General features: G+C 70.6%; 14 protein-coding genes and 2 pseudogenes. 5 read left to right on the forward strand and 11 right to left on the reverse strand.

The window, feature by feature from the left end; all coding sequences use genetic code 11:
* Nucleotides 1-94 precede the first annotated feature (94 nt).
* From VGK78_RS02545 to VGK78_RS02560, 4 genes are all read left to right on the forward strand, one after another.
* Entirely contained in the window at nucleotides 95-1,816 is a 1,722-nt protein-coding gene (locus VGK78_RS02545) for a nitrite/sulfite reductase (protein ID WP_331525727.1), read from the forward strand.
* Complete coding sequence (locus VGK78_RS02550) at nucleotides 1,813-1,971, forward strand: hypothetical protein (RefSeq protein ID WP_331525728.1); 159 nt, start codon at nucleotides 1,813-1,815, stop codon at nucleotides 1,969-1,971. Before VGK78_RS02545 ends, VGK78_RS02550 begins: the two co-directional genes overlap by 4 nt.
* A complete protein-coding gene (locus VGK78_RS02555; protein ID WP_331525729.1) occupies nucleotides 1,968-2,714 on the forward strand; it encodes a phosphoadenylyl-sulfate reductase in 747 nt (248 codons plus the stop codon). The genes VGK78_RS02550 and VGK78_RS02555 overlap by 4 nt, the downstream gene beginning before the upstream one ends.
* Nucleotides 2,715-2,808: 94 nt before the next feature.
* A complete protein-coding gene (locus tag VGK78_RS02560) occupies nucleotides 2,809-3,552 on the forward strand; it encodes a sirohydrochlorin chelatase (protein WP_331525730.1) in 744 nt (247 codons plus the stop codon).
* A 58-nt stretch (nucleotides 3,553-3,610) separates the two neighbouring features.
* On the opposite strand, the gene VGK78_RS02565 is transcribed toward VGK78_RS02560, so the two are convergent.
* From VGK78_RS02565 to VGK78_RS02605, 9 genes and pseudogenes are all read right to left on the reverse strand, one after another.
* Nucleotides 3,611-4,003, reverse strand: a complete 393-nt coding sequence (locus tag VGK78_RS02565; protein ID WP_331525731.1) for a DUF3037 domain-containing protein — start codon at nucleotides 4,001-4,003, stop codon at nucleotides 3,611-3,613.
* Complete coding sequence (locus VGK78_RS02570; protein ID WP_331525732.1) at nucleotides 4,000-4,761, reverse strand: HipA family kinase; 762 nt, start codon at nucleotides 4,759-4,761, stop codon at nucleotides 4,000-4,002. Before VGK78_RS02570 ends, VGK78_RS02565 begins: the two co-directional genes overlap by 4 nt.
* Nucleotides 4,758-5,600, reverse strand: a complete 843-nt coding sequence (locus VGK78_RS02575) for a PPK2 family polyphosphate kinase (RefSeq protein ID WP_331525733.1) — start codon at nucleotides 5,598-5,600, stop codon at nucleotides 4,758-4,760. Before VGK78_RS02575 ends, VGK78_RS02570 begins: the two co-directional genes overlap by 4 nt.
* The gene (locus VGK78_RS02580) at nucleotides 5,597-6,184 is read right to left on the reverse strand and encodes a regulatory protein RecX (RefSeq protein WP_414690620.1); all 588 of its coding nucleotides are present in this window, start codon (nucleotides 6,182-6,184) and stop codon (nucleotides 5,597-5,599) included. The genes VGK78_RS02575 and VGK78_RS02580 overlap by 4 nt, the downstream gene beginning before the upstream one ends.
* Nucleotides 6,177-6,689 carry a hypothetical protein gene (locus VGK78_RS20300; RefSeq protein WP_414690621.1) on the reverse strand — a complete coding sequence of 171 codons (513 nt, stop codon included), beginning with the start codon at nucleotides 6,687-6,689 and terminating at the stop codon, nucleotides 6,177-6,179. Before VGK78_RS20300 ends, VGK78_RS02580 begins: the two co-directional genes overlap by 8 nt.
* Before the next feature lie 171 nt (nucleotides 6,690-6,860).
* Nucleotides 6,861-7,721: pseudogene (locus VGK78_RS02590) on the reverse strand (recombinase RecA); the annotation flags it as partial.
* Nucleotides 7,713-8,321: pseudogene (gene recA / locus VGK78_RS02595) on the reverse strand (recombinase RecA); the annotation flags it as partial. The pseudogenes VGK78_RS02590 and recA, both read right to left, overlap by 9 nt.
* Before the next feature lie 244 nt (nucleotides 8,322-8,565).
* Nucleotides 8,566-9,600, reverse strand: coding sequence for a hypothetical protein (locus VGK78_RS02600; protein WP_331525734.1), 1,035 nt, complete (start codon nucleotides 9,598-9,600; stop codon nucleotides 8,566-8,568).
* Nucleotides 9,601-9,621: 21 nt separating this feature from the next.
* A complete protein-coding gene (locus VGK78_RS02605; protein WP_331525735.1) occupies nucleotides 9,622-13,431 on the reverse strand; it encodes a hypothetical protein in 3,810 nt (1,269 codons plus the stop codon).
* A gap of 132 nt (nucleotides 13,432-13,563) precedes the next feature.
* Here VGK78_RS02605 and VGK78_RS02610 point away from each other — a divergent pair, with 132 nt between their 5' ends.
* Nucleotides 13,564-14,562: a GNAT family N-acetyltransferase gene (locus tag VGK78_RS02610; protein WP_331525736.1), complete on the forward strand. Its 999-nt coding sequence runs from the start codon at nucleotides 13,564-13,566 to the stop codon at nucleotides 14,560-14,562.
* On the opposite strand, the gene VGK78_RS02615 is transcribed toward VGK78_RS02610, so the two are convergent.
* Both VGK78_RS02615 and VGK78_RS02620 read right to left on the reverse strand, forming a co-directional pair.
* Nucleotides 14,559-15,935 (reverse strand): threonine/serine ThrE exporter family protein, encoded by a 1,377-nt coding sequence (locus tag VGK78_RS02615; protein ID WP_331525737.1) that lies wholly within the window; start codon nucleotides 15,933-15,935, stop codon nucleotides 14,559-14,561. The two genes, VGK78_RS02610 and VGK78_RS02615, sit on opposite strands and share 4 nt — an antisense overlap.
* A gap of 72 nt (nucleotides 15,936-16,007) precedes the next feature.
* Nucleotides 16,008-16,202 (reverse strand): DUF3046 domain-containing protein, encoded by a 195-nt coding sequence (locus tag VGK78_RS02620; RefSeq protein WP_331525738.1) that lies wholly within the window; start codon nucleotides 16,200-16,202, stop codon nucleotides 16,008-16,010.
* Nucleotides 16,203-16,214: the final 12 nt, after the last annotated feature.

Genomic DNA, 16,214 nt, shown 5'->3' on the forward strand with positions numbered 1-16,214 from the left:
CACCACCTGCCACGAATCTGGACAGCCGGCGCCGGAGGAAACCCGCGAGCCGGTGGTCCTCCGCTGCCACGAAAGCCTCTCGGAGGACGCCGTCATGGCCACGCCCACGCGTCAGACCCCCGCCCGCCCCGCGCGCGCCAAGCAGAAGCGTGGTGAGGGGCAGTGGGCGCTCGGTTACCGGGAGCCGCTGAACCCCAACGAGCGGTCCAAGAAGGACGACCACCCGCTCAACGTGCGGGCGCGCATCGAGAACATCTACGCCCACCGCGGCTTCGACGCGATCGACCCGGGTGACCTGCGCGGCCGGTTCCGCTGGTTCGGCCTCTACACCCAGCGCAAGCCGGGCATCGACGGCGGCCGCACCGCGACGCTGGAGCCCGAAGAGCTCGACGACCGCTACCTGATGATGCGCGTGCGCACCGACGGCGGCGGCCTCACCACCGGGCAACTGCGTGTGCTCGGCGAGCTGTCGCAGGACTACGCGCGCGACACCGCCGACATCACCGACCGGCAGAACATCCAGTACCACTGGATCCGCATCGAGGACGTCCCGACGATCTGGTCGCGGCTCGAAGAGGTCGGCCTGACCACGATGGAGGCGTGCGGCGACAGCCCACGCGGGATGCTCGGCTCGGCAGTCGCCGGGATCGCCGCGGCCGAGGTGCTCGACGCCTCTTCGGCGCTGGCCGAGATCCGCCGCCGCTACATCGGCGACCCGAAGTACGCGAACCTGCCGCGCAAGTTCAAGACCGCGATCTCCGGGCTGACCGACATCGTCCACGAGCTCAACGACATCTCGTTCGTCGGTGTGGAACACCCCGAGCACGGCCCCGGGCTGGACCTGTGGGTCGGCGGCGGGCTGTCCACCAACCCGATGCTCGCGCAGCGGCTGGGCGCCTGGATCCCGCTGGACGAGGTGCCGGACGTCTGGGAGGGCGTCGTCTCGATCTTCCGCGACTACGGCTACCGGCGGCTGCGGTCGCGGGCCCGGCTGAAGTTCCTGGTCGCCGACTGGGGCGTCGAGAAGTTCCGCGAGGTGCTCGAGAACGAGTACCTGGGCCGGCCGCTCGTCTCGCTCGACTCGCCGGTTTCGCCGGTCGGGCACCGCGACCACGTCGGCGTCCACCCGCAGCACGACGGGAAGGTGTACGTCGGGATCGCGCCGACCGTCGGCCGGGTCTCCGGGTCGTTGCTGCTGCGCCTTGCCGAGGTGATGGAGCGGTACGCCGTCGCCGGCGCCCGCCTCACGCCGTACCAGAAGCTGGTGCTGGTCGGGGTCGAGCCCGCCGTCCTCGACGACCTGCTCGACGACCTCGACGCGATCGGGCTCTCCGCCCGCCCGTCGGCCTGGCGGCAGAACACCATGGCCTGCACGGGCATCGAGTTCTGCAAGCTGGCCATCGTCGACACCAAGAACCGCGCCCGCGACCTGGTCGCCGAGCTCGAGCGGCGCTTCCCCGACCTCGACGTGCCGATCACGGTCAACGTCAACGGCTGCCCCAACGCGTGCGCCCGCACCCAGGTCGCCGACATCGGGCTCAAGGGTCAGCTGGTGATGGACGGCGACCACCAGGTCGAGGGCTTCCAGGTGCACCTCGGCGGAGCCACCGGCCTGCAGGCGGGCTTCGGGCGCAAGCTGCGCGCGCACAAGGTGACCAGCGCCGGGCTCGACGACTACGTGACGACGGTCGTCTCCAACTTCCTGGCCGACCGCGGGGACGGCGAGTCGTTCGCGACCTGGGTCGCGCGTGCCGACGAGGAGCTGCTGCGCGGTGACAAGGTGCTCGTCGCCCCCGGCCTGGAGGTGGCGTCATGACCGAACGCGCCGTTCCCTTCCACTGTCCCTACTGCGGTGACCAGGACCTTCGCCCCTGGGAGCACGGGCACGGTGCCTGGGAGTGCCGCTCCTGTCTGCGGGCGTTCTCGCTGAAGCTGCTCGGACTCGTCCGACCCCAGGAGTCGACGCGATGACGGCCCTGAGCACGACCCGCGCGCGGAACTTCCGCGGCACCCACACCGCCGGCCGCAGCCCCGAGGAGCTGCGCGAGCTGGTGTCGCACGTCGGCGCGGAGCTCGAGCTGGCCCCCGCCGAGGACATCATCGAGTGGGCGGTCGCGACCTTCGGCGACCGCTTCTGCATCACGTCGTCGATGGCGGACGCCGTCCTCGCCGACCTCGCCTCGCGGGTCGCTCCGGGCATCGACGTGGTCTTCCTCGACACCGGCTACCACTTCGCCGAGACCATCGGCACCGCGGACGCCGTCGGTGCCACGATGGACGTGAACCTGATCCCGATCAGCCCGGTCCAGTCCATCGCCGAGCAGGACGCGACGTACGGACCGGAGCTCTTCAAGCGCGACCCCGACCTCTGCTGCGCGCTCCGCAAGGTCAAGCCGCTGAGCGAGGCGCTGCAGGGGTACGACGCGTGGGCCACCGGCCTGCGGCGCGCCGAGACCCGCAACCGGGTCATCGCGCCCGTCGTCGGCTGGGACGCGCGCAAGGGCAAGGTCAAGGTGTCGCCCCTGGCGCGCTGGAGCGACGACGACATCGAGCGGTACGTCGCCGAGAACGGCGTGCTGGTCAACCCCCTCGTGTACGACGGCTACCCGTCGATCGGCTGTGCACCCTGCACGCGTCGAGTCGCCCCGGGTGACGACCCGCGCAGCGGACGCTGGGCCGGCACGAACAAGACCGAGTGCGGGATCCACTCATGACCCGACCGATCCCACAGACCCCGATCGACAGCGTCGTCGGTTGCCCCGCACCGGTCATCGACACGGTGATGAACAACGAGAGGAGGCCGCGCTGATGGCTGCTCCTGCACTGGTGGCCCTGGCTCACGGGAGCCGTGACCCGCGGTCCGCCGCGACCATCAAGGCGCTCGTGGACGAGGTCCGCGAACTGCGACCCGACCTGAGGATCGAGACCGCGTTCCTCGACCTGTCCAAGCCGTCGCTGAACACGGTCGTCGACAAGCTCGCGCGGGCGAGGTTCGAGGAGATCGTCGTCGTACCGCTGCTCCTGACCGACGCCTTCCACGCGCGGGTCGACGTCCCCGCCGCCGTGGCCGAGGCCGACGCCCGCCACGAGCACGTCCAGGTGCGCGCCACATCGATCCTCGGTCTCGAGGCGTGCTTCCTCGAGGTGCTCGACATGCGGATGCGCGAGGCGCTGAAGGCAGCCCGCGTCCGCGAGCTGGATGCGCTGGTGCTTGCGGCGGCCGGCTCCAGCGATCCGCTCGCCAACCAGTCGGTCGCCCGACTCGCCCGGCTCTGGGGCACGCACCACCGGCTGCCGGTGACGGCGGCGTTCGCCTCCGCCGCTCCCCCGGCCACCGGCGAGGCGGTCCGCGCCTTCCGCAAGGAGGGTCGACGCCACATCGCGGTCGCATCCCTGTTCCTCGCCCCCGGCTTCCTGCCCGACCGGGCCAAGGAGCTCGCGCTCGAGGCGGGTGCTGTCGCCGTGGCCGAGCCGCTCGGGGTGCACGAGGCGGTGGCGCGCACGGTCCTCGCCCGGTACGCCGTCGGCGCGGTCGAGCTCGTGCCCGTCTGAGGTTTCCGGGTCGTCCGCCTGAGGGGCACCTCTAGGCTCCTGACGGGCGGACGACCCACTAACCCACGAAGCGCTCCAGCAGGTGCTCCAGCTGGCGCCCGGGGTCGGTGGTCATGCCGCCGTGCACGGGGCCGGGCTGGAGCACCGTGCTGCGAGGAGCCTTGAGGAAGCCGAAGCGCTGCCCTGCGGGCTTGGTGGCGACGGCGCCCACGGACTCGTCACCGGAGCAGACATCACGGACGAAGTCGAGTCCCTCGCAGACCGCGTCGAGATCCAGGTCGGGGGCGAGCGCGGCGAGACGCTCGCGGTCGACGCTCCAGTCGGTCTGGAGGTATGCCGCCTCCTCGCAGTAGAGGACGACGCCGACGTTGACGAACTCCTCCCGGTCGACCCGCGGCACGCAGCGGAGCACGACGTACTGGTAGGGCATCGCCGTCGTCGGGGTGGTCATGCCGCCGACGCTCCCGGAAGCCAGGCGCGGGTGGCCAGGCGGGCGGACAGGAAGGCGACGTACGCCGAGCGCAGCTGATCGGGTGTCTCTGCGCCTGGCACCGGCTCGAGCCAGACGTCGGGCACCTCGGCCACGCACGCCTCGAGGTCGTCGAGGGTCAGGTCGATCGCCGCATCCGTGGCGGGCAGACGGTCGATGTGCGCACCGAACACGTGGTCGCCGGCGTCCCAGGCCTGGGCGGCGAACCTCGCCGGGTCGGTCACGCCTCCGGACCAGGCGTGGTGGAAGTAGAGCGCGGCGCCGTGGTCGATCACCCACGGCTCACCGTGCCAGAGCAGGAGGTTGGGGTTGCGCCAGGTGCGGTCGACGTTCGCCGTGAACGCGTCGAGCCACAAGATCCGGACCGCGACGTCGGGTGGCGTGCTCGCCTCCCCCTCGTAGCCGAAGGCCCCCGGCAGGAAGTCGATGCCGAGGTTGAGCCCGGGGCTCGCGTTGAGGAGGTCCTGCACCTCCTCGTCCGCCTCGTAACGCGCGATCTCGGGATCGAGGTCGAGGGCGACCAGCCGGGGAGTCCTGAGCCCGAGCCTGGTCGCCAGGGCGCTGACGATGACCTCGGCGACGAGGACCCGGACGCCTTGGCCGGCGCCCCGGAACTTGCACACGTAGGTGCCGAGATCGTCCCCCTCGACGATCCCGGGGAGGCTGCCGCCCTCACGCAGAGGCGTCACGTAGCGGGTGACCCGGACGGTGTCGATCACGAGACCGGCGCCTCCTCGACCAGTCGGCCTCGCTGCACGTCGACGTCGAAGTCGGCGGGTGGCCACTCGAGCTCCATGTCGCGCAGGTGCTCGAGCAGCAGCCGGCCGACGACCAGGTTGCGGTACCACTTCTTGTCGGACGGCACGACGTACCACGGCGCGGCCTCGGTGTTGGTGCGCTCCAGGGCGACCTCGTACGCCGTGCGGTAGTCACCCCAGCGTGCGCGCTCGTCGATGTCTCCGGGGTTGAACTTCCAGTACTTGTCCGGGTTGTCCAGCCGAGCCAGCAGCCGCTCCTTCTGCTCGGCGGCCGAGATGTGGAGCATGCACTTGACGATCACGACCCCGTCGTCGGCCAGCTCGGCCTCGAAGTCGTTGATCTCGTCGTACCGGCGCTCGATCGTCTCGGGCTCAGCCAGCCCGTGCACCCGGACGATCAGCACGTCCTCGTAGTGCGACCGGTCGAAGACCCCGACGTACCCGGGCTGCGGGAGGGCTTTGCGGATGCGCCACAGGAAGTAGTGCTGCTTCTCCTCGTCGGTCGGCGCCTTGAAGCTGGTGATCCGCACGCCCTGCGGATCGACCAGCCCGACCGTGTGCCGGAGCACGCCACCCTTGCCGGAGGTGTCCATCCCCTGCAGGACGAGCAGCAGGCGGCGCCGCGAGCCCGTGCTGCGCTCGGCCCACAGCCGCTCCTGGAGGTCCGCCAGCTCGTCCGCCAATGCGGCGAGCGCGGCCGCTCCCTGCTTCTTCCCGCCCTCGAATCCGGGCGTCGCGTCGGTCGCGATGGAGGTCAGGTCGACCGGTCCCGGTGGGAGTCGGTGGAGGTGGGCCGTCACGGACCCATCATGTCGGACGGATCGTCCTCCTCCGACGCACCGAGCTCGTCGCGGACCACGGCGAACGCAAGACCGGCTGGATAGCCCTTGCGCGCCAGCAGTCCGGCCAGCCGGCGCGTCGCGGTGGCGTTGTCGACGCCACGCATGGACCGCAGCTTCTTGCGCACCAGGTCGCGGGCCGCCGCCTCCTCCTGCGCCGGGTCGAGGTCGTCGAGCGCGGTGCGTGCGGTGTCGTCGTCGACACCCTTGCGACGGAGCTCCTGGGCGAGGGCGCGGCGGGCCAACCCGCGACTGCGCTGCCGGCTCTCCACCCATGACCTCGCGAACGCCTCGTCGTCCACGAGACCGACTTCGGTGAACCGGTCGAGCAGCCGCTCGGCCAGCTCGTCGGGCACGTCTCTCTTCGCCAGCTTGTCGCGCAGCTCCTTGCGACTGCGTGCCTGACCTGTCAGTGCGTCGAGCAGGATCGTGCGGGCGACGGACTCCGGGTCGGCATCCGGCCCCTCGGCCTCGACGTCGGGAGGGGGCTCGCCCGTCCAGGCACGGACCCCCTTCCCGACGTCGCCTGACCAGGCCTCAGAAATCGTCGACGCCGATCGGCTCGTCGGACAGGTCGTCCTCGGCCGGGGTGTCGACCGTCGGGCCGACGCCGAGCTTCTCGAGGATCCTCTTCTCCAGCTCGTTGGCGAGGTCGGGGTTGTCGGCGAGGAACTGACGGGCGTTCTCCTTGCCCTGGCCGAGCTGGTCGCCCTCGTAGGTGTACCAAGCCCCGGCCTTGCGGACCAGACCCGACTCGACACCCACGTCGATCAGGCCGCCCTCGCGGCTGATCCCCTTGCCGTACATGATGTCGAACTCCGCCTGCTTGAACGGGGGGGCGACCTTGTTCTTCACGACCTTGACCCGGGTGCGGTTGCCGACCATGTCGGTGCCGTCCTTGAGGGTCTCGATGCGGCGGACGTCCAGGCGCACCGAAGAATAGAATTTCAATGCACGCCCACCCGTGGTCGTCTCCGGCGAGTTGTGCACCATCACACCGTCCACGAAGTAGTTGTGGTTGCCCTCCACCTCGATGTCGAACTTGTGCATTGATCGTGTGGGCGGCTTGACGTGGACGTCAAGAATGCGGGCGGGGACCGGGCGGACAACTGGGTCGACGAACTCGCGAGTCACGTCGAAACGGCCACGCTGTCCCTCGAGCAGCTTGTAGTCCATCGAGGGGTGGATGTACGGCGCTACGAGGTCCAGGAAGCGCTTGGATGAGGCTGTCGAGAAAGTGAGCATGGCCTTGCGGGCAGTACCCGACTCACGCCACGAGACGTCGAGTCCGTAGGTGTCACGGAGGTAGTCGACCAGACGGTCCCGCGTGCCTTTGGTCATCGACTCCAGGCCCATCTGAATCCGACCGCTGCCACCAGCCGTCCGCTCCCGCAGGCCCTTGGATCGAAGGGTGAAGCAGCCGTCGTCCATGTACCAGATCGCCAGCGCCAGCGGCGTGAGTGCCTTGAGGTACTCGTCGGTCAGTACCTTCTTGCCGGGAACCATGTAGACGGCACGCTGGAGTTCACCGAGCTCAGGCAAGGGCGTGAAGTCCGCGAAGACCGCCCCACGGGCATCCGAACGTCGTGAGACCGGAATGTTGCCGAGCAGCGACACCTTCCAGTCCAGGTACGCGCTCTGCTTCGCGCCGTGACCGAGCCGGAACCTCACCCCGTTGCGGTCACGTCGGTCGCGTGAGAGGTTGCCGTCGCCCATCAGGGAGCCGAGCACCACCTGCCACTGCTGGTCACTGAGGCGGTGGGTCTCGGACGCCATCACGCGGTCACCGGCGATCAGCTCACCCGCCTCCCGCCAGCCGCCGGGCGTGCGGATCAGGTGGTTCTCCGTTGCGGCGAACTGCGCGCGGCCGTTCCCTCCCGACTTCTCGACCGTGAACTGGAGGAAGCGCTCCGCGACTCCGTTGTCGAACCAGTTGACCACGCGCCGCGGAACGACTTCGTCCGAGTCGGGGTCGTAGGACATCACCTCGACGTCCAACTTCTGGTTGACGATCTTGCCGATCTTCTCGGTCGTACCATCCGCGAGCACCACGCGACTGCTATATGAGAAGCAACCGAACATGACCCCGATTTTTTCGCGCAACTGGTTGATGAAGATTGCGGTGGTATTCGAGTTGTTGAGCGCGCCCGTCATTTTCCGGAGCGCCTGGCTCATCAGCCGGGCCTGGAGCCCGACGTGGCTGTCACCCATCTCACCCTCGATCTCGGCCCGCGGCACGAGTGCGGCCACCGAGTCGATCACGACCAGATCCAGGGCACCGGAGCGCACCAGCATGTCGGCGATCTCGAGCGCCTGCTCACCGGAGTCGGGCTGGCTGACCAGCAGCGCGTCCGTGTCGACACCGAGGGCCTTGGCGTACTCCGGGTCGAGGGCGTGCTCGGCATCGATGAACGCCACGATGCCGCCGGCACGCTGGGCGTTGGCGACGGCGTGGAGAGCCACCGTGGTTTTTCCGCTGCTCTCCGGACCGTAGATCTCGACCACCCGGCCGCGCGGCAGACCGCCCAGGCCGAGCGCCACGTCGAGGGCGATCGAGCCGGTCGGGATCACCTCCAGCGGGGCGCGGGTCTCGTCACCCAGGCGCATCACAGAGCCCTTGCCGAACTGCTTCTCGATCTGCGCGAGCGCCACGTTGAGCGCCTGGTCGCGGTCTCCAGCCATGTCTTGTCCCATCCTCTTCCGGGGCCCTACCCCGACTCGGGTGCTGCTCTTCGCTGTCGGTCTTCGTCGTCGCGCCAGACGCTAGACCGGGGCACCGACAGAGCGTGCGCGCCAGGGCGCAGCCTGTGGAAGACCCTGCTGATCGAGCTCTGCGTCGACAACATCTAAGCCGAACACGTGTTCGACCGCGCGTCGACACGCCGACACCCGCGAGACGCAGGAAGGGATGGACAGACGGAGGCGCTCAAGCCGGAGTGGCGAAGGCCCCGCCGTCCCAGACGAAGTCGACCATCGGGGCGAAGGCACTCGCCGCGATCTGCCGCTTCGAATAGACCAGCGCCAGCTCGTCGCCGAGCCTGGTCACCCCCGGCAGCAGGCCGGCCACGTCGGCCAGCCGCGCCCACGCCAGGTCGTTGCGGCCGGAGGGCACGCCGGAGGGGCGGACCGCCATCAGGCCGGACCCGCTCAGAGCGGTCTCGATCGGCAGCAGGGTCGCGCCGGAGACCGTCTGCTCGGCGTACGACGCGCTCACGGCGTCCCACATCAGGCAGGTCCAGTCCTCCGTGCTCGCGCCCGTGGTACCCGAACGCACCCGCACCGCCAGCCGGTACGACGTGCCGGTGTCGGAGGCGGCTCGGCCGAGGACGACCGCATCCGTCTGCGGGTCGACCAGGGTGACGACCGGTGCGGCGAGCACGGCCCGCCCCAGATGGAGCAGCGGGTCGAACGCCGCCGAGCCAACGGGAGGCAGCGCCGCCGGCGCCGACAGCGGCAGCAGCCCGCCGGCCGTGTGCACGGTCTGCAGCGCGGTCGCGAGCCCGGACACCAGGTCCGACCGCATCGTCACCGTCGCGGCTACGCCGGTCGAGCCTGGCGGCACGTCGTTCGACACCACGGCCAACGACAGGGGCGGCGGCTGCTGGTCGAGGCCCGGCAAGGGCAGCGACCCCGCGAGGCCGAGCGTGGCCCCGAGCATCTGCGTGCGCATGTCGTCCTGACCGAGCGCGGTCAGCAGGTTGAGGTAGCCGCCGATCTGGGTGATGTTGGCCGGCGCGGGGATCCGCGAGGGGATCACGTCGCCCTCCAGCGCCAGTCGTTGCAGCAGCAGCACCTGCGCCTGCCGGATCTCGGGACTGCTCGCCGAGCCGATCAGCCCGGTGAGGACCCCCATCAGGTCGTCGATGGACTCCGGTGAGGCCACCGTGGCGGTCTCGGCCGCGTCCGGCGCGGTGTCGACGCCGCCGACGTTGAGGTCCACGGAGACTGGTTGCGTGGTCATGTCGGTTCTCCCTCGATCTCGTCAGTTCCCGCCGGATCCGCCGCCAGAGCCGCCGGAGCCATCGCCGCCACCCCCGGCGCCGGCGTCCGCGGTCCCGGTCGCGTCCTTGCCGCCCTTGCCGCCGTCCTTGCCCTGCTTCGGCTCGGTGATGGTGGCGTCGGCCTTGCGCTGGGTCCCGGCCTCGCCCTTGCTGAGCTTGCCGCCCTTGGCCGCGGTGACCCCGGTCAGCCCGGCCTGCTCGAGTGCCGTCTTCAGGGCGGTGGCCCGGCCGTTCTGCAGGTCGTCGGCCTTGCTCGCGGTGTCGTCGGTCGAGGAGTAGCCCTTGACGCTGATCGCGGTTGCCTTCGCTGCCTTCGCCTTCGCGGCCCAGTCCTTGATCGCCTGGGTCTGGCCCTTGGCGCTCGTGCCGGCAGGTGCGTCCTCGATCTTGTCCTTGTCCTTGGCGAAGAGCACGGTCAGCGGGTCGACGCTGTCGCCGACCTTGTCCTCGCCCTTCTTCGTGGTGGCGACCTTGACCGCGGCGTCCATCGCCTTGGTGGCCAGGGTCGTCGCCTGCTGCAGGGCGTCCTTGCGAGCCGCTTCGGCGGTCTCCAGCGTCTTGCCCTGCACGGTCGCCAGGTTGTCGGCGTTGGTCAGCGCCTTGATGTCGAAGCCCTGCTCCTTGGCCGCCGCGTCCGCGAGCGCGCGGGCCAGAGAGGTGTCCGGCGTGACGCCCGTCGTCGAGAAGTTGTTGATCATCGGCGCCATCCCCACCAGGTCGCTCGGTGCGCTGAGACCCGCGGTGAGCGAGCCCTGCGGCACCTGGACAGGCTGGATGTCGGTGGCCTGGTCGGCCGGGCTGTCCTGCCAGTTCCAGAAGCGGGTGAGGTCGATCTTCTCCGCCGACGGGCAGTGACCGAGCACGGCCTCGCCGAGCACGCCCTTGGTGGGCAGGGCGATCGTCGTGTGCGGAGGTGAGAAACCGTCGGTGTGGAACCGGGTGAGCGCGTCCGTGACGTCGGCGGTCGTCAGCCCGGGCACCTTCGTGCCGTCCGCATTGGTGGTCGTCGTCAGCGCGGTCGCCTCCGCGGGGATCTGGAACGGCATCACCATCGAGTTCCCGAAGTAGCCGAGCACCTGGTTGGTGATGCACGAGACCAGCGGCACCGACTGCAGGTTGCCGTCGTCGTCGGGCGGCAGGGTGACCTCGTACCGCTCCAGCATCACGACCCGCTCCTCGTTGGTCAGCGAGCCGAAGACGGCCACCGAGGCGCTCATCGTGTTGCGGACGCACCACTGCAGCGTCTTCTCGATCTCCAGCACCGACGTGTACCCCAGGAGCGGGGGCACGACGCGGCTCGAGACCGGGTACGGCGTGCGCGGCAGGTCGAGCGCGACCGGGAACGTCGCCTGGGCGAAGGTCACGCCGGTGGCCGTCGCCGAGAACGACGTCACCGGCGGCCCGCCGAGCAACGACTCGAGCTGGTCGGGCGTGTAGGTGACCTGTCCCGAGCCCTGCGCCGCGGCCTCGGCGACGGCGTCGGTCAGGTCGCCGGTGATGCCGAGCAGGTCGACGGCGGCCTTGAGGTTGCGCACCGCGCGGCCGATGAAGCTGTAGCTCAGCGAGCGGAAGCGCCGGCTGATCTCGAAGCCGGCCACGTCCTGGCGCGGCATCGAGGACGGCAGCACGACTGAGCCGTGCAGGGTCGTCGTGGTGCCGGTGGGCGCGCGTCGGTCGCGCAGGTCCTTGAGCATGTCGCTCTCGGAGGCGTAGCTGTCCTGGCCGGTCGGCAGCGGCTCGACCGTCCCGGTGCCGGTGAGCGGTGTGGGCGCCGTACGGAATCCGCGCTTCGACACGACCGACACGTAGAGGTCCTCGAACGGCAGGAACCGGCCGGCGAGGGACAGGTCGAGCACGTCCTCGGCGTCGCCTCCCGAGCCCTGGACGGCGGCCTGCGGGTCGCCGGCGAACTCGGTGACCAGGGCCAGGCCCTGCCGGTAGCGCGCGGGTACGACGTTCGTCAGGACGTCGGCGTGGGAGATCAGCTCCTGGTACCGGTGGAGCACCGACGGCCGGTCGGCGGGTGCCGCGACGAGAGTCCCCGGCTCCCCGGGCGGCAGGAAGCGGATCACGTCCAGCGGCACCAGGCAGACCAGCGACGTGCCCTCGACGTTGGTGCTCACGTCGAACATCCGCACGACCTCCCAGTACTGCACGGTGAGCGCACGCGTCTTGTTGTGGTTGGTGATCACCTTGGTGACGACCTTGTCGGTCTCCGACGCGGTCGCCAGCCTCATCGAGGCGCGCGCGGCCTGGCGGCGCGCGGAGGCCTGCCGCTGGGTCGCGGCGTGCGTGGTCTCGACCGCCGACGACGTGCTGCTCTTGTTGCCCGACATCCAGGTGTTGGTGTCGCCGGTGCTCTCGGAGTGACCCGAGCCGCCGCCACCACCACCGCCGAGCACCAGCGGGCCGATCGCGAGGCCGATGCCGCCCGCGGCCGCCCAGCTCGAGGAGTCGGCGGTCGTCTCCATGTGCGTGCCGCCCGAGGCCGACTCGTTGAACGCCGAGGCGAAGGTCGCGTCGGCCGAGGTGTCGGCGAGCTCGCTGAACGCCAGCGCCTCGGTCGTCTCGAGGGTCTCGGAGTCGATCACCTGGGAGGTCGCGGTGCGCTCGACCACCGCGACCCGCTGCTGCTCCCCCGGGGCGAGCGGCAACGAGTACACGAGGTCCCCGAGCGCGAGCCCGAGCGGCGTCCAGCGCTGCGCGAGATGGACGACGTACCCGATCGCCAGCGAGCCGGCCAGCGGCGTCCCTGCGAACATGCTGCCGAACGGCTGCGCCAACCCGTCGCGGAAGCCGTCGATCGAGAGCGGTCGCGAGATCGGCACCCGCTCGACGAGGTCGAGCTCGATCTCGTCCAGAGCGCCGGCCAGGACCAGTGCGGGGTTGATCGGGCCGAACACCGGGATGCGGGCCTGCTTCAGGTGCGCAATCCCCTCGAGCAGCTTGGGAGTGAGCGTGAAGGTCAGCGTGGGCGCGACCACGGACGGGTCGGAGAGCCGGAACATCACGCTGTAGGGGAACTTGTCGTGCGAGGTGTCCTTGCGGAACATCAGCGAGCACTCGTCGTCCCCGAGCGAGATGGTCGGGGTCTCGTGCCCGTCGTCGGCTGCTTCCGCGGGGTCGCCGTCGAGCTCGGCGAGCAGGCCGAGGAAGTCGAGCGGAAGCGGCGTCACCGGCTCGTCCAGCTCGATGGGCGGGAGTACGCCGGTCACCGCGACGTCGTGGAGCACCGTCGCCAAGGTCGCCGTCCGGTTGGCGCCCTGGACGACCAGGCCCGGGAGCTCGACCGAGACGTCGGTCAGACGCACGGGCAGCTGGATCGCGAAGCTGCCGTCCTGCGTCGTGTTCGCGGCCGACCGGGCCGCCTCCTCGGCGGTCAACCCCGCGGGGTCCAGTCCCACGCGGACGCCGGTGGCCGGCGAGCCGCCCGGGTTGGTGATCCGGCCGATGATCTGGGGCGCCCGCTGGGTGACGTCGGAGGCCACCCGTAGGTCGGGGCTCGCGAGGAGCTGCAGCATCGCGTCGCCGACGGCCGTCTGCGCCTTCAGCTGCTGGGCGATCAGCTCCTGGGCGAGCCTGCGGATCCGCGGGTCGTCGCTGGGCCCTCGCCACATCGGCGAGTCGGGTCCGAGCGTGAGTGGTGTCTCGAGGTTCACCGACTTCGACAGCACGTCGCCCGTCGTGATGGCCTCGCGTTCTCCCGGTCCGGTCGTGCCGACCTCGGTCACGATGGGGGCGGCCTCGTCGGCCGCCCGGCCCAGAATGTGATCGGTCCACGTGTCCGCCATGGGGTCTCCCGTTGCACCATCCCCGCTCACCTCCGAGCGGGTCTTGTGACGAGGAGACCGGCCACGGCCGGGTGATACGGCCGATCCGGAAACCGCTTGAAATACCCTCCTTCGACCGCGACCGTGAGATCCGTGTCCGAGCTGGTGATACGTCGCCTCGACCCCGCGAGCGACGCCGACATGGACGGCTTCCAGGACGTGTACGCCGCGGCGGAGCTGGCCGAGGACCCCGAGGTCGGGCTCTACTCCCGGGAGGACGCGGTCGCGATGCTGACCTCCGACACGGCGGAGCTGTTCGAAGGGTTCGGCGCGTTCGTCGACGGACGGATGGTGGCCGAGTCGATCCTGATGGGGAGCACGCGCGACAACCTCGAGGTGGTGACGATGCTGCTCTGGGTCCATCCGGACCACCAGCGGCGGGGTCACGGCACGCGTCTCCTCGCCGCCACCGAGGAGCAGGCGCACTCGCTGGGGCGGACGGTCCTGCGGACCCAGGCACGGGTCGGGGAGGGACTGCAGGGGAACCGGCTGTTCGCCCAGCGCAACGGTTACACCATGGCGATGACCGAGATCGAGCGGCGCCTGACGTTCCCGATCGACCTCGAGCTGCTGGACCGCCTCGCGGCTCACGCGGCGCCGTACCACGCGGGCTACGAGATCAGGGCCTTCGTCGGCCCGGTCCCGGCCGAGCTGCGCGCGTCGTACGTCGACCTTCGCAACCTCATCGTCGTCGAGATGCCCCACGGCGACCTCGACCTGGAAGCCGGGCGCGACACCCTCGAGGACTTCGACGCTCTCGAGCGCGAGCGCGCGGAGGCGGGCCGGACCGCGGTCTCCGCCTTCGCGGTGCGCGACGGCGCCGTGGTCGCGTATGCCGACGCCTCCGTGCCCGGTGGCGACTCCAAGCACGTCGACCAGTACGGCACCCTGGTCCACCCCGACCACCGCGGCCGTCGCCTCGGCATGGGCGTGAAGTGTGCGCAGCTGCGGCTGCTGGGCGAGCGGTTCCCCGATCGGCACTACATCCAGACGAGCAACGCCGAGGTGAACGCGCAGATGGTCGCCATCAACGAGGCCCTCGGCTTCGAGGTGGTCCAGGTGTACGGCGAGTTCCAGAAGCGGCTGGCCTAGTCCCGCTCGCCGGTGCGGCTGCGTCCTCGGCGCCGCCGCAGGCCGCGCACCGCCCGCACGCTGTGGGGCCCGACCAGACGCGGGCCGGCCAGCTTGCTCTCCAGGCGGTGCGCCTCGCGCCGGATCGGCTGGGCGACGTACTCGCCCAGGATCGCACCGGAGCTCAACGCGATCGCGATCGCTGCGGCGGTCACCATCGCGAGCAGTGCCTTGCTCGAGTCGGTGGCGAGCAGGGTCAGTCCGCGGTAGATCGACAGACCGGGCAGGAACGGCGTGATGCCGGCCGCGACCACGACCAGCGTCGGAATCCGCGTCCGAGCCGCGACGGGATAGCTGACCAGGCCGAGCAGCAGCGCCGCCACGGCCGACGACCACGCGATCCCCACGCCGTGCTGCAGCGCCACGGCGTACAGGGCCAGAGCCACCGCGGCCACCAGCCCGATCGGGAGGAGCGCGCGTGTGGGTGCGTACGCCGCGAACGCGTACGCCGCTGCGGCGACGGCACCGCCCAGCACCATCACCGGGATGTCTGCGATCGAGTAGGCACCGGGATTCACTCGCCCGAGGTCGATGCCGAGCCCGTCGGCGACCTGCAGCCCGCCGCTGACGCCGGCGACGACGCCCGCCGTGGCCAGGAACGCCTCCAGGATCCGCGCGCCGGCCGTCACCGGGAACCCGGTCAGGGCGTCCTGGATGGCACCCAGGAAGTTCACTCCGGCGAGCAGCATGATGATGCTGGTCGAGATCACCAGGCTGGGTGAGACATCTGCCGGGGTAGCCGCCACGCCGACCGCGATCAGCGTCGCCAGAAGTCCGCCTGCGACCTGCTGGTAGAACGCCGGGAGACGGCGTCGTCCCATCTGTCTCTGCATCTGGTCGACCAGCATCGCGGCGGCGGCCGCCACGGCCACCACCAGCCCGTCGCCGCCCAGCACCAGTCCGACGCCGCCTCCCATCACGCCCAGCGCGGCCGTGACCGACCAGCGCGGCCGCGAGTGACCCGAGGAGATGATCCGGTTGAGCCGGGTCGTCGCCTCGGCCCGGTCGATGTCGCCGGCCACGAGGGCGCGCATCAGGTGGTCGACCTCGGTCAGGTCGCCGTAGTCGACCTCGCGGTACCGCACGTGCCTGATCTGGATCAGCGCGGGCTGCTCGGGAGAGGACTGCTGGCTCATCGTGAGCTCGTTGAACATCACGTCGGCCGTGTACCCGCGCAGACCGCACGCCCAGGCGACGTTGCGCATGGCGGCGCTCACGTCGGCGGCGCCGGCCCCGGAGGACAGCAACAGCTCGCCGATCCGGAGCGCGAGGTTCATCGTCGCCGTGGTCTCACCGACCTCGCGGGCGGGGTCGGCTTCGGCGCTGGCAGGCATGGCGCGGATCAGTCTGCCGGGCGTGCCGTCACACTCAACGACCACGCTCGCGTGTCGGGCAGGCTCGCTCCGTCACCGCTCGGAGGGCGGCAGGTCCAGGGTGCGCCAGACGGCGGCCCACACGACCTTCGGCGGCTCACCGGCGTCCAACGCCTGCTGCGCGGTCCGCTCTCCCAGGTCGCCGATCACGAACTGGTCGGCCCAGGCGCGTGCGTACGCCGGACCGAGCGCGGACTCCATGCGGGCCCAGAACTCCGTGTGCCTCACGGCACCATCATG

This window comes from Nocardioides sp. (genome assembly GCF_036503465.1).
Classification (GTDB): Bacteria; Actinomycetota; Actinomycetes; order Propionibacteriales; family Nocardioidaceae; genus Nocardioides.